This is a genomic window from Mesorhizobium zhangyense (assembly GCF_011045115.1).
GTDB classification, from domain to species: domain Bacteria; phylum Pseudomonadota; class Alphaproteobacteria; order Rhizobiales; family Rhizobiaceae; genus Mesorhizobium_M; species Mesorhizobium_M zhangyense.
In genome coordinates this window covers 490,716-513,992 of record NZ_JAAKZG010000002.1, presented here as the reverse complement: position 1 = coordinate 513,992, position 23,277 = coordinate 490,716, and the positions used below count along the sequence as shown (strand labels likewise).

Sequence of the window (23,277 nt, the reverse complement as noted above, 5' to 3'; positions counted from 1 at the left end):
TTTTCAGGAGAAACGGAATTCTAGTTCAGCGCAAACCGCCGGCTGGCCGGGATGCCCCAACCGACGGCCACGCTGAGTTGCCTCACGGTGACGTCGATCTCTCCGACCGCGGCACCCAGATCCGACGCGATGGAAGTTGCCTGATAAAGCCACCTCGGCTCGGAAACGGTCACGGCGCGAAGCGCAACCCCGTTCGGCCGGGCGATCTCGATCTGATACTCCTCGCGTTCTTCGCCGAGCGGAATTTCGCTCGGCGACCAGCTATCGGCATCGATGCGACCCCGCCGCACCCAGGAAATCGAGAGGTCGCCGTTCGTCTGTCTTGTCGCTCGCAGATGGACTGGCGACAACGGCAACTGCGCGCGCAATCCTCCGCTTGCTGATTGCGTTACAAAACTGGCACTAGAAAAATCCGCTCCCACGGGCCCGGCGCGCCAGTTGAGAGGAAGGCCGATTTCGCTGGCCAACAGACCCGCTACGTGAACCGCATCGTCCAGCATGACGAAACTGGCGCCGGCAGCGGCGCCGGCTTTCATCGCGTCGTTCGTTCCCAGCTGACCACGCAACAGATCGCCAAGCCGCCAGACATCGGGAGCTATCTCCTCTGCCGTCCGGAACTGTACGATTTCCCAGATGCCGGTCATCGATCTGATTGCCGCCGCGTTCGCGCCGTTCAGATATTGAAGGCGGCTGACGCTGGCCACTTCCGCATCGAACAATTCAACGACGATGGAGCCTACCTGATCAACGCGCCCCTCAAATCCCGGCGCTAGTGCTTCGACCAAACGGCCGACATCGGCCAGGCGGGAAACCGATGCGCGTTGCACGAAGCCGGTCTCTTCCGGGGATACGAAGAGTAACTGGCTCTTCCAAGGCTTTTGCCAGATCGCGACCTTGAACTGATCTTGAGGCAGACCGCCGCCGGACAAGGCAGGCAAGTCGAGAAATTCCACATATGGCAGGCCGACGAGTTGCGCCGCCACCGGTTTCGCCTCGATCCTGCTTGACTGCCATGGCGCTGGAACCGAGCGCACTATCTGCCGGGCAGCGACCTTGCGGACCAACCCCTCCTCTATTCCGGTGACCAGAAATTCAGAACCGCCGGCGAGCGTCGGCAGACGCACGATCGCACCGGGAACAATGCCGACCGTCTGCGCGGCAACCGCGAAAGTCACGGTCTCACGTTCGCACCAGACACGCCGCATCCAGTCTGCCAGAAGCGCGTGGCCCTGCCCCTTTTCCAGCACGCCCGGAAACGAAACGGTCTGCTGCCGGCTGCCCGGCGCCCCGAAGCGAGTGGTTCTGACGGATGCCGCCTGGTATTCCGTCAGCGGATCTCGAAACGCGAGGATGCCTTCTACCGGCAGTTCATGGTCGGGCACGCGAACGGTTTCAACCACGGCATCCCCGTCGTTCCAGACCAATTCTTCGATCTCGACCGGCTCGGAAGCCTGCGAGCCGGCATTGCGAAAGACGAGCCGATCGGGCTCCTCGCTGACGGAAAGATCAAAGAGTTCGACGATTGGCTCCAGCACCGAACGCGCCGTAGTCGGGTCGGAGATGACATAGCCGTGAATAGTGCCATCGGCATTTGAGACTTCGGCAGGCGGGAGACCATGATCCCTAAGTATCTGGTTCACCAGAGCGCCAACGCCGGGGCTTTGAAGCCGCCCGTTCAGCCAATGGCCACGCTGCCAGTTGTCGCCATCTGACCAGATATCGGTGCGAAGCGGGAACGCCGGGAATGGCCGCGCATCCCACGCCCATAGATACATGCGCGACGGATCGACCATGCGCCCGCCATAGACCGGAGAGACAGGATTCCTGTCATTATTGAAATCCGGTCCCGCCGGGTCCCAATGCTGAAAGTGAGCGTCCAGAAACCGTTGCTGCGCCATATCCGAACGGCCGCCATTTGAAAAATACGGTTCCGCGGTTTCAGCCGATTTCGGATCCGGAAAGACATTTGGCTGGTTCGGCCCCTTGTCCACTGCGGGGCAACCGAGTTCGGTGAACCAGATCGGCTTGGAACACGGCACCCAATCGGTCGGCGCCGGGACCTCCTGTCCGGCCAGGCGGCCGTAATGCGGATTGCCCCACCAGTTTACGAGATCCTTGTATCGATACACCCAGGGCTTTCCATGAGCTCCGTCGGTGATCGGCGAGCGGGCGCGCAGCTTTCGTGCCTCATCAGATGCATAATGCCAGTCGTAACCTTCGCCGCCGGCTATCGCGCCACTCATGCCGCCCACGTCGTAAGGTCCTGAAAAATTGTCAGGATTTTGCGAAGAATAATCTGAATCATGCCAGTCCGAGAGCGGCATATAGTTGTCTATGCCGATTGCATCGATGGCCGGATGCGCCCACAGAGCGTCGAGGTGAAAGCAGACGTCACCGCTGCCGTCGGCCGGGTGATGGCCAAAATATTCGCTCCAATCGGCGCCGTAGGTGATGGCGGTATCAGGGCCCAGGATTTCGCGCGTATCGGCGGCCAGCGCGCACAGCGCCTCGACGAACGGGAATTGGTCGTCTCCGTCGCGCAGCGCGGTCAGTCCGCGCAGTTCGGTTCCGACCAGGAAGGCATCGACCCCGCCGGCAGCCTGTGCCAGATGCGCGAAGTGAAGCACGAACCGTCGATATCCCCAGTCATCCGCCGATCCCGAAAACAGGATCGTCCCATCTGAAGCCGTGAACTGATTTCCTTGCGCGCTGCCGCAGAATGCCGACACCTGCGTTCGCGCCGCCGTTGTCTTGTCGGCGGTCTCCGGCTGCATCGCCGCCGGGTAGGCCGTAATCCTGCCGCGCCATGGGTAGCTGGCCTGCGAGGTCCCTCCATAAGGGTCCGGCAAGGTGTTTCCGGCCGCAATGTCCATCATGATGAATGGATAGAGCGTCACTTTCAGGCCACGCGCCTTGATCTCGCGGATCGCGGAGATGATGCTTCGGTCGGATGGCGTACCGCCATAGGCAGCACTCCCGTCAACCGACGACACAAGCATCGCAGCGTCGCGACTGACGCCCGAAGCTCTCCAGCTTTGCGAAAAGCCTGAAGAAAGCCTGCTGGTTACGCCCGGACGAACCTTGCAGTTCCCGGCCCGCAGGTCATCGCCATACCAGGTGGCGACGAGAGCCACGCGCTCGAGATTGGGGCAAAGCATCTGGAGTTCATCGAGCGATGCCGTCAGATCCGTTCCGGCATGAAGAACATGGCGGTTCTCGGCCGCAGTCTCACCGGGTCGTTTCTGACGCGTCACCAGTTCCGCTGAAAGGCCGTATTCGGTTGCCCCGGGAATGAGCGAGATCGCCCGAACGTTTCTGGTCGTATTCCCAACCGGCCGCAGGATTTCGAATTGGAACTGCGGTATCCGGTTCCCGTATTCGCCAAGCGCAAAGCGATCGATCACGACATAAGCAAGACCGCGATAGGCCGGCGCATTGCCGCTGCCCTGCTTGGCTTCTATCAGCGGATCGACAGGCTGATCTTCGGTTCCGCGATAGATCCTGATCTCGAAATTGCTCCGGTCGATTTCGCGGCCATCCGCCCAGATACGGCGAACGCCAGCGATTTCACCTTCGCACAGCGCAAAGGCGACATTGGCGAAATAGGCGTACTCGGTGACGCGTGCCCCGCCCTTGGAGCCTTGCCGTTTCGTGGTGCGGGTTTCCTCGAAATGGGTTGCCCAGATCAAGGTACCGCCCAGGCGCGCCGCACCATAGACGCGCGGGATCGAAGCCCCCTCCTCCGCCGTGAAGGGGCGAGCGCCCGTCATGCGCGGTCCTTCCACGTTGCGGGTGCTGCCGATCAAGGCCCGGTCGATGGCATAGCCGGCCAGAGCGCCGGCGGCCGACCCAATCGCGCTTCCAACAGGACCGAGCACACCGCCAAGAAACGCCCCGGCGGCTTGCAGCAGAATGGTCGCCATAAAGGCCTCCGGAGGTCAGTTTTTCTTGGAATACTCGGGGAAGGCGAACACGCCCGCGATGCGGCGTCTCCACTGCGGCACCAGTGCCGAAACGACCACCGCGCTGCCTTGATAAGCGTGAATGAAACGATCCTGCTCGAGCAGAATTCCCGCATGCTTTGCCGGCAGGTGTGGACGCCAGCGAAACAGGATCAGGTCGCCTGCCGTAAGCTCATCCGCTGCTCTTTCGAAGCAATGCCGCCGTGCCGCGGAGAGCAGCAGGTCTTGTTCGCCCGCCTCAGCCCAGTCCGGAGCATAGGGACCAGGCAATTCCGGCTCCGTTCCATAAATCTCGCGCCAGACCCCGAGCACTAGGCCGAGGCAATCGCAACCGACGCCTTTGCGGCTGCCCTGATGGCGATAGGGCGTACCAAGCCAGCTTCGCGCCTCGGCCAAAATCGCCGCCGATATCTCTTCGGCGCTCATGGTACGACTGGACGTCCATCGAACTGGCCGCCCTCCGTGACATAGCCATAGGCGGCGTCGTTTCCAGGAAGATGCGGAAATCCACGGAAATTCAGAGAATTCGAGAACTTTGCCTTGCAGGTCGCGAAGGTCTTGTCGCAGCCGGCCTTGATCGAAAAGCTGTCACCCGAACCGATGGCAACGCCGTTTCCGGGGCGTAGCATCAACACGATACCGCGCATGTCGCATCGATGATCGTCCACCCGATCGGTTCGTCCGGCTCGCGCGCCACCCGTCCAGGTCAGGACGCCATGGGAGAACCAACCGGCCTCGAATGCTTCAAGCCCGGAAACGACAATCGTGTCGGCACCATCCAGGGTCATCACCGTGCCTGTTCCGCCGTATCCGGGGCGGGTGAGCAGAAATTTGCAGCGCGCATCGCCCAGCTCGGCGTCGCAGGAACGGGTCACGTAGCGCCCGTTCGGCTGATCCAGTGCATGCGTCATGCTTTCCAGCTCGGCGACAAAACGCTGGTCGCTTCGCGTGATCTTCCCGATCGTCGCCGTGCGCAACCAGGCAAAATTGCCAGGCTCGCGCCAATCGACAAGAAAAGTCTCGACTTTCGCACGATCGTAGAGCCCGGCGGCAACATCATCATCGCTGATAAGCGCGGACGACAGCGCACCCTCGATGTCGACGGTGTCGACGGCCAGCCCGATCGTCTTTCTCGCTTCGCTCGCGCTGAAGCCCGATTCCGGTTCAAACGAGGTTCCATCGAAACGCAGAGTGCGGTCATGATCCGTATAGCCGGTGACCTGCCCGTCGACCCGCGTCATCCGCCAGCAGTTGCAGACCGTGGTGACATCACGCGACAGATGCTCGGCAAGAGCCTGCGGATAGGCGCTCAAAGCTGCACCTCGACCAACGGAATGGACGGTATCTGCCCGGCCTTGAAGGCGGTCAGGCTCATCGACATGCGCTCCGTGTCGAACCGCACGGGAACGTCGAATTCGTAGCCGGCTGTAACGGTAGCACCCAATGGCGGTATTGCATTGGCAGCAAAGACGATCTCGCCTGTCTCGTCATCGAAGATAAAGGATCCGGCCGATACCTCGACGCCACCGACGGCAACCTTCAACGTGCCCGGCGCGGGCTTTCGCACGAAGCGAAGATAAGCTTCGCTGCCGGTCCCATATCGCTTTACCAGCGCATATCGAGCCGTCGCGCCGTCGCCGCTTCCCAGCGCCTGGTCCAGCACTGAGGGTGTATCGGCCGGGCGGCAGGACTTCATATCGAAGGGATCGCGAAAGCGAAAACCATGCAGCGACCCGCGTCTGGCCTCGAAGAACACCAGTACGTCGTGAAGGTCCTCCAGCGATCTTACGCCGGTCCCGGCGTCATAGTGATGCCGTGACTGCGAGAACCGGGAATTGCGTTTTTCGCGCCCGGAGGTCAGTGCGACGATCTCGTTTCGTCTTTCGGGCCCGCCGGTCGCACCGAAGGAGATCGCAAGCGGAAACCGCACGTCATGAAAACCGGAAAGTTCCGTCATGCTCGTCCTCAAAAGGTTCTTGTGCCGCGCGATACGGCACGCGCCAGCATGCCGGTTATCTGCGCTTCGGATTTGCGGAACGAGGCCGCGTCCTGAGCGGTGACGTTGAACACGACGTTGACCGGTGAGCCGCCTCCCGAAGCCGCGACACCCAACCTGCCATCGGCCGATCTTTGCAGCGGCAGGATCGCTTCCGATCCCGCCTCTCCCATCAGGCCGATGTTACGACCCATGGGAAAATAGCTGGGCGTGGAAACCACGCCGCCGCTGGCGAACGGCACCACATGACCGGTAACACCGCCCTTGGCGAAGGGCAAAATCCCGCCAAGTCCGCCGAGCAATCCCGAAAAGAGCGATCCGGCCAGCGATTGAAGCGGTTTCAGTCCTTGCTCAAGCGCCATCCCCGCCAGGTTCAACCCGACGCGCCGCAGCACATCGTCGAGCTCCCGGCCATTGATCGCGGCGTTTTTCAGCGCACCGGTAAGCTGGGTGCCGAAGCGATCCGACATTTTCTCCAGATTCTCGAGTGCCGTCTGGAATGGCGCCGTGTCGGCATTTATCGAGACGATCACGTCTTCGGCCATGCTTCCTCCTGTAAGGTTTTGTCGGGAAAGGCGCGCATGAGTGAAGCGAGATCGTTGCGCCGCGGCGCGTCGCTCCTACCCGGAGACAGCGCGCTCAAGGCGCGTTCAAATTCTCGCGGCGTCATCGACCAGAATGTCTTTGGTGAAAGCCGCAGCAGGCCGAAACCCATGGCCATGACACGGTCCCACGGGAATTCGCTTTGTTCTGCCGCTGCGGCCTTCAAGGGTTTGGAGACGGCTCACCCTGCGCGGTGCCGAATGTCGTGGTCAGCAGATCGGAGACGATCGAGGCAAACCCCGTCGCGCCGTTTGCGGCCTGCATTCCACGAACGTCATCGTCCGATATGTCATGGCCAGCGCCGCGCAATCCGGCCCCGATGATGCGGATCATATCGAGGGCCGAAAGACGCCCGCGAGAAAACCGCTCCACCAGCGCGCCGAGATCGTCGGCAGCGTAGGCGGCTTCCAGTTCCGCCAGCGCGCCGAGCGTCAGGCACAGCCGATATGTCTGGCCGTCGAGTTCCGCCGCTATCTCACCGCGCCTTCGGTTTGCCGTCATGGCATCACCGTGAAGCTGACCGGCCCCGCGGATTCGAGCGACATTTCGAAAGTCACCTCACCGTCGTGGCTACCGGTATATTCGAGCGAGGTGATCTGGAACGCTCCCTGGACGGTTCCGAAGTCCGGGACCAGAAACTGCCAGTTGGAGATTTCACCAGCGAAGAAGCGCTGCCGGATCGTCGCGTCGGACTGCGCATCCTTGAAAATACCGGAGCCTCCGATGGAGGCGCGCTGCACGCTGCTGCCGGCAAGCAATTCCCGCCAGCGCCCGGCCGAGTCGGAATCGGTGATATCGACCGTTTCGCTATTGAAGGCGATCCGCTTCGACCTCAGGCCGGCGACCGTGACGAAACTGCCCGCTCCATTGGAGTCGAGCTTGAGAAGAAGGTCCTTGCCCTTCTGTGCGACCATGGTGGTCTCCTGATTGTTTGTTGGAAGTGTGCGGCCGCGCCGGAGCGCGAAATGCTCAGGCCGCTTCTTCGGTCACCGCGCGATAGCGCAGCAAGCCGTGATGGACCGAAAGGTCCTCGTCATATCTGGCCTCGGCGAATTCGAGGCGCATGTTCACAAGGTGATGCTCGTCGAGCGCAAGCGAACCGCCGTCCAGACACGCCCTGGCGGCTTCCATGACGTCGAGCGTTTCCTTCTTGCCCTTGGCCTTCGACCAGACGTGAAGCGTGAAAAGCTGCTCGGTTCCGCTTTCGGTTCCGGTGCTCCAGTCATAAATGCTCGTGCGTCCGAAGGTGATGTAGGGAAACGCGACACTGGTCGGAGCGTGATCGTAGATCTTGCTGCCGCCCAGAAGCACCGTCAGAGCCTGGTCGCCGCCGAGTGCGACGAAAATCGCCTTCTGCAATTCAGCGGCTGGTGCGGTCATCGTCCTGGTCCCCCATCCTTCGAGCCGCGCGATCGGAGATATCCTCTCCGATCAACGGGGTTCGCGGTTGCGTACGGTAGCGGCGTTCGGTGTTCTCCGCCAGATCATGCGCCTTCCAGCGAAGGGAGCGCAGAAGGCCGTCGAGCGTCATTGCCATCGCCACTTTCATCGCCCCTCCTCCCGAGCCCTGCAGATAAGATATCGGCCGGTCTCGTCGGGATCGTGAACGGTGACGATTTCGAACACGCGCTCCTGCCTGACGAAGCGCATACCGCTCGCCACGCCGTCGCGCCGCCTGATCGTGATGCGATGGGTCACCGTCTCCAGCGCCTGCCCGGCGCCGAATACGCTTTGTGCGGCTACCGGCTCGATCATCGCGAAAACGGATGCAATCTCGGACCAGGTCTCGCCATGTCCGCCCAGCCCATCGGGCGTCACAACGCATTCCTGCAACGCCAGCTCGGTTCTCAGTTGGCCTGGGTCGATAAAGGTTGCGTTCATCACAGCCTCCGCTCGCGATAGCCGGCAATCAGTCGGTCGTAGCCAGCCGGGTAGGAAACCGGCTGATCCGCCGGCCCATAGCTGGCGCGAAACTCGTACCAGTGGGCAACCAGCATCGTGACCGCACGCTTCAACAGGTCCGGCACATCCGTTCCGGCCTCGCCGAAACCTGCGGAAAAATCGATCTCGATGCCGTTCATCGCCCGCATCGGCTCGGGACGCCGTTCGAAATGAATACGCGCCGGCCGCGAAAGCGTGTCGACCTGATAGTCCGCCGGATCGACCAGCGAAGCTTCTCCTTCGCTGCCGAAGACCGTCACGGAAAGGATTTCCTGCACCGGATAGCGCGCCAGCACCACGCGACCGCTGCGCGGCCAGCGATCCATCGCCAAGCGCCAGCTCTGGCTGATCATCGCAACGCCGGTAGCCCGCTCGACATCCTCGCGTGCTGCCTTGATCAACCCGGACAGCAGCTCATCTTCGGTGTCGTGCGATAAGCGCAGATGGCTTTTCACCGCCGTCAGCGTCACCGGTTCGACGGCCGGATCGACCGTTCGGAAAAGCGTCATTCGCGCACCTCGTTTTCGGATTTCAAAAAGAAACGGCCCCGGCTGGAGGAACCGGGGCCGCCACGACAATGCGAGCAGCGAGAGGGGTGGCTCACCGCTTAACATCGTCGATAGGGAGGTCAGAAGATTTTAAGCGGTGCCGAATTTGAGCAGCTTGATCGCGTCGAAATCCTGCACGCCGCCGCCGACGCGCTTGGTCGTATAGAACAGCACGTAGGGCTTGGCGGAGTAAGGGTCGCGCAGCACACGAACGCCCGTGCGATCCACGATCAGGTAGCCCCGGGCAAAGTCGCCAAAGGCGATCGGCGTAGCATCGGCGCCGGCATCCGGCATGTCTTCGGCCTCGACGAGCGGAAAGCCCATCAGCATGGCACGCTGGCCAGGAGCTGCCGGCGGTTGCCACAGATAGTTGCCGTCAGCGTCCTTCAGCTTGCGAATGGATGCCTGCGTCTTGCGGTTCATCACCCAGTTGGCATTCTGGCGATAGCCGGCCTTCAATGCGTAGACCGTATCGATGAGGACATCGGATGGATCGTCCGCGGGCAGTTCTCCACTGTCGCCCGTCAGCGTGTAGCCGATCTTGCCCCAGGCCCAGTTTCCCTCGGCCACTGTCGCGTAGTCGAGAAAACCCTTGGGTTTGTTGGTGCCGTCGCCATTCACGAAGGCAGCGCCTTCCTGCTCGGCGAATGCCGCTTCGACTTCGCTCGAAATCCACTGGTCGAGATCGACCACCGCATCTTCCAGCAGCGACGGCGTGGCCGCGGGCATGGCATAGAGTTCCATGGTCGGGAACTGCAGCTCCGCCAGCGTCGGCGCTGCCGTCTGCGGCCGCGCAGCCGTCTCACCGACCCAGCCAACCGCCGGACCGTTGATGGCGAACGGCTTCTTCAGCACCGCTGCCGACACCTGCCGCACCGAAGCGATCGAGCGGATCGGCGAAAGAGCGGAAAGGCGCCCGCCAATTTCCATCTCGGTTTCATCAGGCACCAGATAGCCGCCGTCCTGGCCGGAGCCGTAAGACATGGCCTTGGTGTCGAGGGCGCGAAGCTGGCGATCGTCACCGTTTCGCACATAGGCCTCGAACGCGCTCTTGTGTTCGCTGTATGCAAGCCGGCCGCCTTCGCGTCCAAGCACAGGGCGGACCTTCTTCAGCGAGAGATTGTCGAGGGCGCGTTTCTGCTCGTCCAGAGCCCGCGAGATGCGATCGACCTTTTCAGTCGTCACGACATCGGTGCCGCGCCGTTCGAGCTGCGCCAGCCTTTCATTGTTGCTGTCCTTGAACGCCTCGAAGGTCGTCATGAACTCGCCGAAGGCATCGGAAAGATCGAGATGCTCGCCCGAAGCCGACTTGGTTTCGAGCGCACTGCAATTGTGTGCTGCATTCATATGAGGGATTTCCTTGTTTCGTTGATCATCCGCGTCGCCTCGCGGATCGTGGCCGCGAGGCCTGTGGGAGTTCCCGCAGCGGCATCCCGCCCGCTCACGAGATTGGCGAAGCCCTTGGCGATGACCGCCCTGGCTTCGCTCCTTGTCAGCCCCGCATCCCGCGTGAGCCAGCATTCGAATTCGCGTATCGTCGGCAGCGGGCGTCTTCGCCCCTTCACCGTTTCGATGCGCGCCTCGGGCAGCATCGGAAAGGTGACGACCGATATCTCCCAGAGGTCCGCCTCGAAGATGTGGCGGATGCCGCTTGCCGCGTCTTTCCTGGCGCGAACGGCGCGAAATCCGATCGACAGACCATCAAGCGCGCCGCCACGCATCAGGCCGAGCACGTCGCGAGCCCGGCCGACATCCTTCGCCAGCCGCCCGAGAACGAACAGGCCGCGCGCATCTTCCTTCACCTCGGTCCAGACCCCGATCGGTTCGTTGGGATCATGTTGGAAAAGCATCCGGATACCGGGTGCTCCACGCGTTCGCAGCGACTTGGCGAAGGCTCCCCGCTCGACGATATCCTTGCCGAGATCGACCCGCCCGAACAGGCTGGCATAACCGGAAAAGGAGCCATCCGTTTCAACCTCGTCGAGCACCAGATCGACGAACTTCCGTTCGCAAAACCTTGCCGCATCATTGCCTGTCGGCATTCATCCGCTCCTGTCTTTTTTCAATGAACCTGGCGAGGCTGCTGTGCTGGAAGGCGCGCATGACAAACCCCAGCGCCCACCAGGCGCAAAGGCTCGCGATCGCCGATCCCATCAGCACGAGTTCGCCCGGCGCGATCATGTCCTGAACGCCGAGTTCGGCCGCGACCTTGAGACCGGCGGTTCCACCGAACACCAGGCCGCACACCACGCCAACCGCAAAGCGCGCCGCCGCGTCGTGCCGCCCATGCGGCAGAATATAGGCCAGCGAAATCGCCGAGCCCGCGATGGCGCCGGCTCCCTTGGCGAACCATATCCAGGCCGTCTGTGACATCTCGGTCATGATGAACCTCCTTGTTTGGAGCGAACGATCACGCCAGATCGCGCGGCTGATAACCCACCGCGTCGCGCTTCTCGTCATCGCTCAGGAATGTTGCCGCCCCCACCCGCGCCCACAGCGCATCGCGCTCTCCGGACAGTCCGTCGACCCGGTCGGCGTCGTACCAGAGCCGCAATTCCTCGCCGAACACCGGGCCAAGCCAGCCGGAAAGCTCTTTGGAAATCCGAGCCACCAGAGGCAGGATCGTCAGGCGATAAAATGCCCGGTTCGCCTCCTGGTAATTCGCGTATGTGTTGTCACCGGGAATTCCGAGCAGCATCGGCGGCACCCCGAAAGCCAGCGCGATATCGCGGCTTGCCGAGTGCTTCGCCTCGATGAAGTCCATGTCCTTCGGCGTCATGCCCATGGCCTTCCAATCCAGCCCGCCCTCCAGCAGCAGCGGCCGGCCGGCGCGGGTCGTGCCCGAATAGCCTTCCTCAAGCTCGGTCTTCAGCCGTTCGAACTGCTCGTCGGTGAGATTGCCGCCTTCCTTCGGCGCATAGACCAGCGCGCCGGACGGGCGGGCGGAATTGTCGAGCAGCGCCTTGTTCCAGCGTCCAGCCGCATTGTGCGTGTCGAGCGCCATCAGCGCGGCCTCGAGCGGCGGAAAACCGTAATGATCGTCCAGCGGATGGAACAGCGTCAGATGCAACGCCCCACCGCCCTGCAGGATTCCCATGGGCGCCTTTCGCTTGCCCGCGCCCTCGCGGTATTCGAGTGCTGAAGGCCATCCGGAGGCATCCGTCAAAACCGTCACGCGATCGGGCCGCAGCAGATGGAGTTCCCGCGCGCCCTCGCCTGCCTCGATCAGTTCGACATAGGCGTTGCCCGCCAACAGGAGATGCCCGTAGAGCGCCTCCAGAAACGATGCGCCGGCCTGCCGCTGGTTCGGTCGCTCAAGCAGGCTCAACAGCGGATGCTCGTCGAGTTCGGCCACGCCCTCATAAAGCAGCCACGGTATCGCGGAAGCCGTCTCGGAGATCAGCCGGACCGCGCGGTGCACGACCGGATTGCGCATGAAACCTTCGCGCGACAGCGTCGCATAGTCACGCCGTGTCCAGCGTGCTTCGCCCTGGGCGTGGATGGCGACGAAGCCACCCGGATTGCCGCTCTTGCGTTCGGGCCGCACGCTGCCGTTCCCCGCATCGCGGGGCCAGGGCCATTTCCAAGCCATATGTCCATCCTGTTTAAATTTGGGCCGTCTCGACGCGTCTGACGCGTTGCGCGCTACAAAAGGTCCCGGATACGCGGTCGCGCCATTTGATCCGGCATCAGTTCATTTATCGCCCAGACGAGCGCATCGACACGGTCCGGCGACCGGCTGCCCGAAAGTCCGTTCGGGCCGAAGTCACACATCTCGTCTTCAAGTTCGACAAAGCGCCCGGCGTGCCGCACCCTGCCTTGCTCATAAAGCGCTGCAACCGGCTCGGCGCGCAGCCATTTCCCGCGCGTCGCCCGCACCGCCTTTACCGGGATGGACGGGTCGACCGTACGGATCACCGCCGTCACCATGTCGCCACCCTGATTGACCTCTGCAACCAGGCAATCGGCCTCAAGACGGTGAAACAGCGCAACTGCTGCAGCGGCCCATTCATGTGGTTTCGCTGCCCGCACCGTCGCATCGGCGAGCACGATAACCCGCCCTTCCTGATCCAGCCCCGCCGCGACGATGCCGCAGGCGTCCGACGTCTTGCGCGCGCTTGCAGGCGGATCAACGGCAACGACGATGCGGCAAAGCTCCGGCGGTTCGGCAATCCTGACATTTTCAATCATGCCGCGCGACCAAAGAGCATCTTCCCGGTCTTCGATCAGCTCTCCGTTCAGCTCCTGCCTTCCAAGAGCGGTGCCGACATAGCGCCTTTCCATCATCCGCAAAAACGCGGCGGACAGATTGCCCGCATTCTCATCGGTTCTCATCCGCTCGATGACAACACCAGGTTCCGCAAGGAGACGTTTCAGGAGCTTTGTCGGCCGCGGCGTCGTGGTGATGAGCTGCCGCGGCTGGTCACCGAGCCGCAAGCCGAATTGCAGCATGTCGAAACAGGCTTCGGCGTTTTTCCATTTGCCGAGCTCGTCGCACCACGCCGCCTCGAACTGCGGCCCCCTTAGGCTTTCGGGATCTTCAGAGGAAAAAATCTGCGCGACCGCGCCGCTGTCCCAGACCAGCCGCCGCCGGCTCGCCTCGAACCGTGGCCGGTCGTGCCGCGATATGGTGATGATGCCGGAAGGGCCGTCGATCATCACCTCCCGCACATCGCCCAGCGTTTCGCCGATCAACGCAATGTGCTTATGCGACCTCTCGGAAAACGGCGAAAAACCCCGAACGAGGCTGTTCACCCATTCAGCGCCAAGCCGCGTCTTTCCGGCACCGCGCCCGCCGATGACAAGCCAGGTCGCGGGTTGCGGATCCAGCCGATACTGGGCAAGCCGAGCGTGAAAAATCCATTCGTTCTCGATCTGCTCAACCGATGGGCCCTTCAGGTTTTCGGAGGACCAGTTGCCTTGCGTATCCCTCAGCCAGCTCGATGATTCGTTGGTCGATTCGACGGAGAATTCCGGCCATGTCTGCATCTCGTTTTATCTGGTTCTCTTTCGCGCTTTCGCTGCCGCGCGTGATTTCGCCGATTTTTTCGAGGGTACGCGTCAACGCAGAGATCGCATCGATGCGGGCTTTATCCAGAAGCGCCGCGCCCTCAGCAGTGCCCATCCCGATGGCTTCGACCTCACCGATCAGCCGGTCCACCACCTTTGCCAGGCGTTCGTTCTGGCTGGCCGGCCGGCTGCTTTCAGCGGCGCGAACCCATTTTTCCCGTACGATGCGTGCTTCTATGGTTGCAACCTTCCAGCCCGTTACCGCCGCCAGTTGCTCGACGGTCGCCCGCGTATTTTCATAAATTGCGCGCGCCGCAATCCACCGTTCATGGGTGCGTGTTAACATCTAGCTCTCTGGGGTTTTTGGTGTGGGGGTTTTGGGTGTGCCGAAGAAAAGCGTCGCCAATCTCACGCGGTGTTTACCGCCTGTTCAGGCCCGCCGGTCACACTTTTCTGACGATATAGAGATACTATCAAAGCACCGTTACGGTGTCAAGAATATATTCCTATTTTGGGTGTGATTTTTGTCGCCTTGACGGGAGCCTTGGATTTCCGGCGCCTCATCCGGTAAGATCAAGCACAAAACAATGTCGGACAACGAGCCGGCATGGCATCTGGGACGTCTTGAAACGCGCATTCGGGCTACAGTCGCATGGAAGACCCTTTCGAAAAGCGAAAATCAAGAGGCCTGCGCGCCGGCAGGTTGCTGGCTATCGATGCCTGGATCGATTCGTCCCTGTACGAGGCAGGTTTTAAGGCGCGCCAGTTCTGGGAGACGATGACGATCTTCTTCCGGCGGTTTCGCGTCACCGGCTGGCGGCGCGGCATCATCGAGTTTCTGAGCGAAGGCTTCACCATGGGTGCGGCCGGTTCGGTCGTCCTCCTCGCACTCGCTTTGCCGGCATTCGACGAAACAACCGGCAACTGGCGCCAGCAGGACGATTTCGCCGTCACCTTTCTCGACCGCTACGGCAATGAGATCGGGCAGCGCGGCATCATCCAGCGCGACTCGGTGCCGGTCGACGAAATGCCCGATTTCGTCATCAAGGCGGTTCTGGCGACGGAGGATCGCCGTTTCTTCGAGCACTACGGCATCGACTTCCTCGGCCTTTTCCGCGCCATGTCGGAAAATGTGCGGGCGAATTCGGTCGTCCAGGGTGGCTCCAGCATCACCCAGCAGCTCGCCAAGAACCTGTTCCTCACCAATGAGCGAACGGTGGAGCGCAAGATCAAGGAAGCCTTCCTGTCGGTCTGGCTCGAAACGAACCTGTCGAAAAAGGAAATCCTGCAGCTCTATCTCGATCGCGCCTATATGGGCGGCGGCACATTCGGTATTGCAGCGGCAGCGGATTTCTACTTCGGCAAGCAGGTCAAGGACCTCAATCTCCCGGAAGCTGCGATGCTCGCCGGCCTGTTCAAGGCTCCGACGAAATACGCCCCGCACATCAACCTCCCGGCGGCGCGCGCCCGCGCCAACGTCGTCCTGACAAACCTTGTGCAATCCGGTTTCATGACGGAAGGACAGGTTCTCTCGGCTCGCCTTCATCCGGCCGATGTCGTCGACCGCGGCGACCGCAAGAGCCCGGACTATTTTCTCGATTGGGCCTTCGATGAGGTCAAGCGCGTTGCCGCAAAGTCCGGCAACCATTCGGTCGTGGCGCGCACCACCATCGATATGAACATCCAGCGCGCCGTGGAGGAATCGCTGGAGTTCCACCTGCGGCAGTACGGAAAGCAATATCATGTCACCGAAGGCGCGGTCGTCGTGCTGGAAAACAATGGCTCCGTGCGCGCCATCGTCGGCGGACGGGACTATGGCGCGAGCCAGTTCAACCGCGCGACCAAGGCGCTGCGGCAGGCCGGTTCCTCCTTCAAGCCCTATGTTTACGCAACGGCGATGGAGCACGGCTTTACCCCCGATTCCGTGATTTCCGACGGGCCGATCTCATGGGGCGCATGGTCTCCGAAAAATTATGGCCGCTCGTTTTCCGGCAGGCTGACGCTTACAACTGCCCTGGTGAAATCCGTCAACACCGTGCCCGTGCGCCTGGCGAAGGATTATCTTTCCATCCCGCCGATCAAGGCCATGGCCGTAGCCATGGGCGTCGAGTCCCCTCTCGAAGCCTACAAGACGATGGTTCTCGGTACGTCCGGCATGACGGTCATGGATCAGGCCACCGGCTACAATACCATGGCCGACGGCGGCTTTGCCGGAACGCGGCATGGCATAACCCAGCTCGTGACGCATTCCGGCGAACTCATTTATGACTACTACAAGGACGCGCCCAAGCCGAAGCGCGTGCTTTCCGAACAGGCGATGTCTTACATGAATTCCATGCTGGTTCAGGTGCCGGAAATCGGAACCGCCCGGCGCGCTGCCCTCCCCGGCATCCGCTCCGCCGGCAAGACCGGAACGACCCAGTCGTACCGCGACGCCTGGTATGTCGGCTTCACCGGCAACTACACAGCCGCCGTCTGGCTCGGCAACGACGATTTCTCGACCACGAAGGACATGACCGGCGGCTCGCTGCCGGCGATGGTCTGGCAGCGTTTCATGGCTTACGCGCATCAGAACATCGATCTCAAGCCCATTCCCGGCATCAAGGACCCGTTCGTGGACGCCAAGGTCGCGGCCAAGGCCGCTGAAACTGAAAAGAAGAACGCAGACGAAGCAGCCGCGACTGCAGAGATCGAGCGCCCGCCGGTCTTGTCCAGCACGACGACAAAGGCGCTGCGGCAGATGAGCGATTTCTTCCACGCAGCACCCGTGCTGGAAGCGCCAGCCGAACCGAAAACGCTATCGGCCCTGTGACGGTAGCTCCCGAAATCGCATCTGCAGCCATCTTGCGGGCACCGGGGATTGTTCTCGCCGCGCTTGCCTTGCCTTGCCACACCGCGATATGGCGGTACGGCATCCTTCCTTCCGGGGCATCATGCTCAAAAACTCTTTCCTCATAGCGCTCGCCCTTCTCATCGCCGTCGGCGGCGGTGGCGCCAGCGTCTGGTACGCGCTCAAGCTGCAGGAAGGCGTGGGAGCGGTATCGATCAGTGGATGGACGGCCTTTCCAGAGATCGGCACCGTCGACGCCGATCCCTATTCCAAAGCGCGCGTTGCTCGTGAAGGGGTTCTTGCGCTCGGCCGCGCAGAGGGTCTTTCCTTCATCGCCCAGCGCGATGCTTCAGGCGATGTCCTGCAACGCAACTGCACCTACACCGTCGAGGGCGTGGTTCCACCAGCGCGTTTCTGGACGCTTTACGCCGCCGACGAGACGCTAAGCGCGATCAAGGATGACAGGCAGCCGGCGGCCGCGCTGCATTCCTATGAGGTGCTCAGATCGCCGGACAATTCCCTGTCGATCTCCATCGGCAACCGCCCACAGCCCGGCAACTGGCTGGCAGTGCGCGGCTCAGGTGCGATGTTCTTCGTGCTCACCCTTTTCGACACGACGATTGCAAGCAGTACAGGTATCGCCGACGTGGCATTACCGCTCGTCAGGAAAGCCGACTGCGATGCTTAGGCTCATTCACGCAATCATCCTTGGCCTGATCGGTGCCGGCATCGTTCATATCGCAGTCCTGATGATGATCCCGGATTTCTCCGAAAGGGACGCGTGGTCGCGCCTGGCGATGGCGGCTGATCTCTACACGGCCACTCCCTTTGCCGCCGAGACCGGTCCGACATCGACCGTAAAGTCGGTCGACCCGCTGTTTGAGGCGGCAGCCTGCCGTTTCGACCTGACCGACGGCGTGGTACAGGTGCGCGCGCAGGGAGACATGCCGTTCTGGTCGGTCTCGGTCTACAACCGGGCCGGTCAGAATATCTACAGTTTCAACGATCGAACGACGACGGACCGTTCGCTAAACTTCGTCGTCCTGACGCCCGCCCAGATGATCGAGGTCCGCAAGGATTTGCCGGAGGGGTTTGAGAAGTCGATCTTCGTCGAGGCCCCGATCGATGAAGGCATCGTCGTGGTGCGAAGCTTCGTTCCGGATGACAGCTGGAAGCAGGTCGCCGCCAGTTTTCTTGGCAGCATCTCCTGCGAACCGCAGTAGCCCCTCGCCTCGAAAGCCCCTCAATGATGAGGGGCGGGCTTCTTATGGTTCGGTCCGACGTAGCTCGATATCGTACTGACGCCGGACGCCTCCAACATGGCCCGTCGCTCGTAGCGAACCCCCGGAAAAATGATCACGGACGCCTGAGTTTCTGCTGGACGATCCGTATGGCTGGTTGCCGCTTTCCGCGGCACGAAAGACAGTATGCTGCCCATGACACGCGCTTTCCCTCTCGGTATGACCGGAGCAACTACGCAACGCCTCCATGCTTGATAAGGCCAGCAGAGGGTTAACAGACTGCTAAGGTATTCTGACGCATTCGAAAAAAATGCGCACAAGCGAACCGGCCGACGCCAACGGTTCATCTGGCATTCAGTCTTACTGCCATAATAACAGCGTTGTTAGGTCCGCTTGGGGGCTGGTAAATGGGGAGACCAGATTTGATTAAGTATAGTTCTATTTTGATTGCAGTCGGCATGATAGCGCTGGGTGGTGGGGCCGCCAGCGCTCAGACGGCAGGTGATTGGGTACTCGGAAACTACAAAAACGCTGGTTACTGGTTTCCGGGCATTGCCGAAAAGGTCGAAGGCGGAACGGTCACGATCCGTTACGACGACGGCGACCGGGAGACGGTAAGCCTGGACAAGGTTCGCCCCTATGACTGGATGATCGGCATGAAGGTCCAGTGTAACTACAAGAACGCCGGTGACTGGTATCCGGGCACAATCGCTTCGTTGGCTGGCGAGAAGATCGGCATCAACTATGACGACGGCGACAAGGAAACCACCAAAACCGGCCGTTGCCGGACACAGTGAAAGGCATAGGCAGGCCCCGTGCCTGCCCGGACTGCTGACAGAACCCGCCGATCTTTCGGCGGGTTCCGTTTTTATAGGCTTGTGGTTTTTGAGGGACGCAACGCCGTTCATTCGAACCAATTCACCGCGCCTTAACCAAGGATATGTAGGATTTGATAAGAATTTAGAGCTGGCAGCGCGTTATGCTGGTTTGCTCATATTTTTCAATGTGTTAGCACTAACGCAGAAAAGTATGCAAACGCACACTGGACTAACGGATCGTACGCTGACTTTATCTTTGGTTCTGCGGCAATCGCCAGACCGTCACTTTGTCGGTCAGGCTCCGGCAGGTTGTTTTGTAAGTGTGCGTTTTGAGTAAGGCCTAGTCCTCGTGTCATCCTCAGACTTCAGGCAACTCGCCTTGAAAGGCGAAGCGGGGCGCAGCGAAAGACTGTTTCGCGCTGCCGTCTCGGCCTTCTGCTCGCTGACGCGCCCGTCGCGGCGCGACATCAAGCAGCTTGAGGATCTGGTGCTGCCGCTTTTCGACGCGGTTTCGGTCGAGGCGCGCCGCTTTGCCGCCGCCGCGCTTTCGGAATGTGCCGATGCGCCCAGCGGGTTGATCCGCCGGCTCTCCAACGAAACCGTCGACATAGCCGCTCCTCTGCTCATTCGCTCGAAGGTTCTCAGGGATGTCGACCTCATCGCATTGATAGGCCGCCATGGACTGCCACATGCGCGTGCCATCGCACGCCGCACCGATCTCAACCAAGCGATAGCCGATCTGGTCTGGGCGCTCGAAAATCCGAAGCTGGTGCGATTGCCTTTGCCGAAGGAGCGTCAAGCTCAGGTAGAAGCGGCCAACAGGGCACAGGCTTTGAGCGACGGCAATCCCGAACCTGTCCCCGGCATTTCCGCCGATAATGCGCGCAGACGTTTGCGGTCCATGATGCTATCCGCACAAACGGCACCCGATGCGACGACCGAACAGTCCACCGGATCGCTGCGATACGCGAAACTTCGCGACATGGCCCTGACCGGCAATCCGGCTCTCTTCCAGACAGCGCTCGCCGACACCAGCGACATCGACTTTCTGACAGCGAAGTCGATAATCGAAAAAGCCAACTATCCCGAACTGATCGCGGTTCTCCGCTCTCTCGAACTGAGCGAAGAGCAGGCGTTCCTCCTCGCTTCCTGCGTCTATCCCGGAAAATTCGCCGACCCGGAATCAATCCGGCTGTTTCTGAACAGCTACCGAAACATGCAGTTGGACGCCGCTCACCAGGGCGCCAAGACCTTGAAGGCCGGATCGCCATCCGCTCCCGTCTCATCGCAGACTGTAACCCGAAGTGCCGCTGGCTGAAGACGCCGAGCGCACACGGCTCAAAGTTTCGTGACGGATATCAGATCTTCGACAGGCGTCTGTCCCGCCTCGATCTCGACCACCCAGATGTCAGGATCGAAACGCTTTTCCTTTTCCAGGCGAGCCTCCAGAGCGGCTGCGTCCTCGCCGACATTCAGCGATGAAAAATGCCTCTCGTCCGGGCGGGCTGAATCATAGCTGGTCTGTGGCGCTGGCCCGTACAGAGCCGTTTCGCCGAGGCGGTTGCGCGACATGACGAAGACTGCGCCGGCTTCCGTCGCCCCGCGCTTGACGATCGCAGCAAAGCCGCCGGCGCTGAAAACCCGGCGCAGGAGTGCGGAAACCCAGAAGTCGGTGGTGACGCGCATGGAGATGAACGGCTCACGCTGATAAAGGAGGGCAACGCTTATCCGGTCGCCCGGATATGCGCCAGCCTCATTTCGTCAGGCCGATTTCCTTCATCTTCACATAGACGGCTTCGTCCGGCTCCCCGGTCTCGGGCAACCCGAAAAGCGACTGAAATTCCCGGATAGCCGACTTCGTCCGTGCACCGACCAGCCCGTCAATCTCGATGCCGTCATTGCCGAATGCCTTCAGCCCGGCCTGAATCTTCGAAACCCGAGGGCTGGGCGCGGGCGCAGAAACTGGCTGCACTGCCGGAATTGGCGTTGGTGTTTTCTGCACCGGTTGCGGACGAGGCGCTGGCGCCGGCGTTATGCCGGCCGTGGTCGGATTTGCGCCCAGCTGACTCAAAAGCTGCTGATCGATCTTGCCGGATGGCGTCAGGCCCATCTTTCGCTGATAGGTTTCTATCGCCTTTGTCGTTGCCGGGCCCGATATGCCGTCGACCGTGCCGGCATAGAAATTGAGATCCTTCAGGATAGCCTGAACCTGTTCAACCGCCGGATCGCTCTTCGGTCGCGCAGGCGCGGCGGGCACCTCTTCGGGACGCTCGATATGGATTGTCGTTTCCGGCTCAAGCAAAGCGGACTCACTGCGCGCTGGCAGAAGACTGAATTCCCGCGTCGCGAAAAACGCACTGGTGTGAGCATGGGGCTGGTACCACAGCGCATTGGCCGACACATAGAACAGCGCAACCAGAAATGCGGTCGAACCGCCCACCAGAACCGGGTTCCGGGAGATCATGCCGCCAAGGGCAAGCACACTCCCTTCAAGCGGACCTGGCTTGGGAGCGCGTTTCTCAGGCCGTTTTGCGGAGCGCGCCATGCCCGGTCTCCTTTTTCCTGCCAGCCTCCAACGGCAGCAATGCCCCCTTCTTCGCCGGCTCCTTTTTAGCCGGACCGGCGACGGGAAGGGTTATGGTCACAGTGGTCCCCTCGCCCAGGGCGCTCTCGATGGACATCGTTCCTTCGTGGAGCGTAACCAGCCCCTTCACCAGCGAGAGGCCAAGACCTGTTCCCTCGAACTGGCGGGTATAGTCGTTCTGCACCTGCGTGAAGGGCTTGCCCAGCCGGGAGAGGTCGTCATCGGCAATGCCGATGCCATTGTCGCTGACCCAGAAATGCAGCCGCGAGCCGAGCCGCTTTCCGCCTACGGTGACGTTGCCGCCATTCGGTGTGAACTTGATGGCATTGGAGACGAGATTGATCAGCATCTGCTGAACCGCGCGCTGGTCGGCGTGAATTTCACCTGCTTCCGGAGCGATCTGCGTTGCAAGCGAGATCGACTTGGCTTCAGCCTGGAGGCTCATCATCGAGCGGCACATCTCAACGGCATCGGCAAAGCGGAACAATTCGGGGTTGGTGGCGTATGCACCCGATTCGATCTTCGACACATCGAGTATCGAGTTCACGACCGACAGCAAATGGTGGCCGGAATCGCGCACCAGCGTAACGTATTCCTTCTGCCTTGGATCTTTGAAGCCGCCGAACATCTCGTGGATCAGCATATCAGAAAAGCCGATGATGGCGTTGAGCGGCGTGCGCAGTTCGTGGCTGACCGCTGCCAGGAAGCGTCCCTTGGCGAGTTCGAGCGTTTCAGCCGCCTCGGCCGCCACGGTCAGTTCGGCGCGCAAACCAGCGAGTTCGTCATTTTCACGGACAAGCAGCGTAAAGCCATTACCCTCGTCGCCGTCATTCATCAGTTCGATCAGGAAAGGCCGGTAGTTATCGCTCGCATCGCTGCCGTTGCGCTGCGGCAGGCGAATACGGGCTTCAACGGTCTGTCGCGCGGCGCCATCGCGCAGATCGGCGAGCGCGCAGAGGTAGCCGACCCGGTCGGAAATATGAATGCGATCGAACAGCCCCGTTCCGAGCAGAAGCTCCGGAGCGAGGTGCAATTTAGTCCGAGCCTGCGCCGAGACATCGGCAACATCGCCGCTTTGCGCCATGCGAAACACCACGGCGTCGACGATATCCTCAAGCCTTGGATGGCTTTCGTTTTGCTCGCCTTGATTCTGCGCGCCGGTAAATCCACCGATGCGAGGCAGCAGCGATGCCAGATAGGCCAACGGAACCAGCCAGTGCCAGGCTGAAACCGACACCGTTTCGGGAAAAAAGGCCGTCGCGAGAAGCGCCTGCAGCGGCAGCACTGACACTGCAGCCGCGCCACCCCACAATGCCGACCGCACCGTGCGGCGCTGCCAATAGGCTTCCAACGGCAGCGCCAACATCATGGCAGTCATTGGAGAAGCCGTTCCACCGGCGGCGGCAATAACAACTGAAAGCGCAAGGCAGCCGACGACCAGCGAAGCGCTGCCAGCAACTTTATCTTCAGCCGTGGAGCCGATCAGCATGATACCGGCCCAGGCCAGGCTGAAGCCGGCACAAATCACGGTCAGCGTCGTGGCAGCACCCAGTGACGCAGACAGGAAGAAAGCGGCGGCGACCGAGGCGAAAAACGGGGCGGCCAGCAGAATACCGACCATGCGCTGCTGACGGGCGCGCGCAAAGGCCCCGGCCACCGAAGGGTGCACCAACCGGTCGCAGGCGGCGGCAATGGCGCCGAACACTTCGCTGGATCTGGTGGTAAACAAACTCACTCAACGCAC

26 protein-coding genes are annotated in these 23,277 nt (G+C 61.3%); 5 read left to right on the top strand and 21 right to left on the bottom strand.

What is annotated here, in order from left to right; translation table 11 throughout:
- Positions 1–20: 20 nt before the first annotated feature.
- The 18 genes from G6N74_RS06030 to G6N74_RS05945 all read right to left on the bottom strand — a co-directional run bounded on the left by G6N74_RS06030 (position 21) and on the right by G6N74_RS05945 (position 14,406).
- Positions 21–3,923 carry a baseplate multidomain protein megatron gene (locus G6N74_RS06030; protein WP_165115357.1) on the bottom strand — a complete coding sequence of 1,301 codons (3,903 nt, stop codon included), beginning with the start codon at positions 3,921–3,923 and terminating at the stop codon, positions 21–23.
- Between the two features lie 15 nt (positions 3,924–3,938).
- A complete protein-coding gene (locus G6N74_RS06025; RefSeq protein WP_165115355.1) occupies positions 3,939–4,388 on the bottom strand; it encodes an NlpC/P60 family protein in 450 nt (149 codons plus the stop codon).
- Entirely contained in the window at positions 4,385–5,275 is an 891-nt protein-coding gene (locus G6N74_RS06020; protein ID WP_165115353.1) for a phage/gene transfer agent baseplate hub protein, read from the bottom strand. The genes G6N74_RS06025 and G6N74_RS06020 overlap by 4 nt, the downstream gene beginning before the upstream one ends.
- Positions 5,272–5,919 carry a DUF2460 domain-containing protein gene (locus G6N74_RS06015; RefSeq protein WP_165115351.1) on the bottom strand — a complete coding sequence of 216 codons (648 nt, stop codon included), beginning with the start codon at positions 5,917–5,919 and terminating at the stop codon, positions 5,272–5,274. The genes G6N74_RS06020 and G6N74_RS06015 overlap by 4 nt, the downstream gene beginning before the upstream one ends.
- Before the next feature lie 8 nt (positions 5,920–5,927).
- Positions 5,928–6,503 carry a phage tail tape measure protein gene (locus G6N74_RS06010; protein ID WP_165115349.1) on the bottom strand — a complete coding sequence of 192 codons (576 nt, stop codon included), beginning with the start codon at positions 6,501–6,503 and terminating at the stop codon, positions 5,928–5,930.
- Entirely contained in the window at positions 6,488–6,727 is a 240-nt protein-coding gene (locus tag G6N74_RS06005; protein WP_165115347.1) for a rcc01693 family protein, read from the bottom strand. Before G6N74_RS06005 ends, G6N74_RS06010 begins: the two co-directional genes overlap by 16 nt.
- A complete protein-coding gene (locus G6N74_RS06000; protein ID WP_165115345.1) occupies positions 6,724–7,062 on the bottom strand; it encodes a gene transfer agent family protein in 339 nt (112 codons plus the stop codon). Before G6N74_RS06000 ends, G6N74_RS06005 begins: the two co-directional genes overlap by 4 nt.
- Positions 7,059–7,475 (bottom strand): phage major tail protein, TP901-1 family, encoded by a 417-nt coding sequence (locus G6N74_RS05995; protein WP_165115343.1) that lies wholly within the window; start codon positions 7,473–7,475, stop codon positions 7,059–7,061. Before G6N74_RS05995 ends, G6N74_RS06000 begins: the two co-directional genes overlap by 4 nt.
- Positions 7,476–7,530: 55 nt before the next feature.
- Positions 7,531–7,941: a DUF3168 domain-containing protein gene (locus G6N74_RS05990; RefSeq protein WP_165115341.1), complete on the bottom strand. Its 411-nt coding sequence runs from the start codon at positions 7,939–7,941 to the stop codon at positions 7,531–7,533.
- Positions 7,922–8,110 (bottom strand): hypothetical protein, encoded by a 189-nt coding sequence (locus G6N74_RS05985; RefSeq protein ID WP_165115339.1) that lies wholly within the window; start codon positions 8,108–8,110, stop codon positions 7,922–7,924. The genes G6N74_RS05990 and G6N74_RS05985 overlap by 20 nt, the downstream gene beginning before the upstream one ends.
- On the bottom strand, positions 8,107–8,445 hold the full coding sequence (locus tag G6N74_RS05980; RefSeq protein ID WP_165115337.1) for a phage head closure protein: 339 nt from the start codon (positions 8,443–8,445) through the stop codon (positions 8,107–8,109). Before G6N74_RS05980 ends, G6N74_RS05985 begins: the two co-directional genes overlap by 4 nt.
- Positions 8,442–9,011, bottom strand: a complete 570-nt coding sequence (locus G6N74_RS05975) for a head-tail connector protein (protein WP_165115335.1) — start codon at positions 9,009–9,011, stop codon at positions 8,442–8,444. The genes G6N74_RS05980 and G6N74_RS05975 overlap by 4 nt, the downstream gene beginning before the upstream one ends.
- A gap of 129 nt (positions 9,012–9,140) precedes the next feature.
- Positions 9,141–10,397 (bottom strand): phage major capsid protein, encoded by a 1,257-nt coding sequence (locus G6N74_RS05970; protein ID WP_165115333.1) that lies wholly within the window; start codon positions 10,395–10,397, stop codon positions 9,141–9,143.
- Positions 10,394–11,092, bottom strand: coding sequence for an HK97 family phage prohead protease (locus G6N74_RS05965; protein ID WP_165115331.1), 699 nt, complete (start codon positions 11,090–11,092; stop codon positions 10,394–10,396). The genes G6N74_RS05970 and G6N74_RS05965 overlap by 4 nt, the downstream gene beginning before the upstream one ends.
- Positions 11,076–11,432 (bottom strand): DUF6107 family protein, encoded by a 357-nt coding sequence (locus G6N74_RS05960; protein WP_165115329.1) that lies wholly within the window; start codon positions 11,430–11,432, stop codon positions 11,076–11,078. The genes G6N74_RS05965 and G6N74_RS05960 overlap by 17 nt, the downstream gene beginning before the upstream one ends.
- A 28-nt stretch (positions 11,433–11,460) precedes the next feature.
- Entirely contained in the window at positions 11,461–12,642 is a 1,182-nt protein-coding gene (locus tag G6N74_RS05955) for a phage portal protein (RefSeq protein WP_165115327.1), read from the bottom strand.
- 53 nt (positions 12,643–12,695) lie between these two features.
- A complete protein-coding gene (locus G6N74_RS05950; protein ID WP_165115325.1) occupies positions 12,696–14,039 on the bottom strand; it encodes a DNA-packaging protein in 1,344 nt (447 codons plus the stop codon).
- A complete protein-coding gene (locus G6N74_RS05945) occupies positions 13,930–14,406 on the bottom strand; it encodes a hypothetical protein (protein WP_165115323.1) in 477 nt (158 codons plus the stop codon). The genes G6N74_RS05950 and G6N74_RS05945 overlap by 110 nt, the downstream gene beginning before the upstream one ends.
- 306 nt (positions 14,407–14,712) lie before the next feature.
- On the opposite strand from G6N74_RS05945, the gene G6N74_RS05940 reads away from it, so the two are divergent.
- From G6N74_RS05940 to G6N74_RS05920, 5 genes are all read left to right on the top strand, one after another.
- A complete protein-coding gene (locus tag G6N74_RS05940) occupies positions 14,713–16,872 on the top strand; it encodes a transglycosylase domain-containing protein (protein WP_165115321.1) in 2,160 nt (719 codons plus the stop codon).
- Between the two features lie 121 nt (positions 16,873–16,993).
- Positions 16,994–17,578 carry a DUF1214 domain-containing protein gene (locus tag G6N74_RS05935; protein WP_165115319.1) on the top strand — a complete coding sequence of 195 codons (585 nt, stop codon included), beginning with the start codon at positions 16,994–16,996 and terminating at the stop codon, positions 17,576–17,578.
- Entirely contained in the window at positions 17,571–18,113 is a 543-nt protein-coding gene (locus tag G6N74_RS05930) for a DUF1254 domain-containing protein (RefSeq protein WP_165115317.1), read from the top strand. Before G6N74_RS05935 ends, G6N74_RS05930 begins: the two co-directional genes overlap by 8 nt.
- A gap of 440 nt (positions 18,114–18,553) precedes the next feature.
- Complete coding sequence (locus tag G6N74_RS05925; RefSeq protein ID WP_246245655.1) at positions 18,554–18,928, top strand: tudor domain-containing protein; 375 nt, start codon at positions 18,554–18,556, stop codon at positions 18,926–18,928.
- A gap of 400 nt (positions 18,929–19,328) precedes the next feature.
- Positions 19,329–20,267: a DUF2336 domain-containing protein gene (locus G6N74_RS05920; RefSeq protein WP_205826541.1), complete on the top strand. Its 939-nt coding sequence runs from the start codon at positions 19,329–19,331 to the stop codon at positions 20,265–20,267.
- A gap of 20 nt (positions 20,268–20,287) precedes the next feature.
- Here the strand turns inward: G6N74_RS05920 and G6N74_RS05915 are convergent, their stop codons facing one another.
- The 3 genes from G6N74_RS05915 to G6N74_RS05905 all read right to left on the bottom strand — a co-directional run bounded on the left by G6N74_RS05915 (position 20,288) and on the right by G6N74_RS05905 (position 23,205).
- Positions 20,288–20,635 carry a DUF1491 family protein gene (locus G6N74_RS05915; RefSeq protein ID WP_165115311.1) on the bottom strand — a complete coding sequence of 116 codons (348 nt, stop codon included), beginning with the start codon at positions 20,633–20,635 and terminating at the stop codon, positions 20,288–20,290.
- 67 nt (positions 20,636–20,702) lie between these two features.
- Positions 20,703–21,494, bottom strand: coding sequence for a peptidoglycan-binding domain-containing protein (locus tag G6N74_RS05910; protein WP_165115309.1), 792 nt, complete (start codon positions 21,492–21,494; stop codon positions 20,703–20,705).
- Positions 21,469–23,205 carry a sensor histidine kinase gene (locus G6N74_RS05905; protein WP_165115700.1) on the bottom strand — a complete coding sequence of 579 codons (1,737 nt, stop codon included), beginning with the start codon at positions 23,203–23,205 and terminating at the stop codon, positions 21,469–21,471. The genes G6N74_RS05910 and G6N74_RS05905 overlap by 26 nt, the downstream gene beginning before the upstream one ends.
- Between the last annotated feature and the right edge of the window lie 72 nt (positions 23,206–23,277).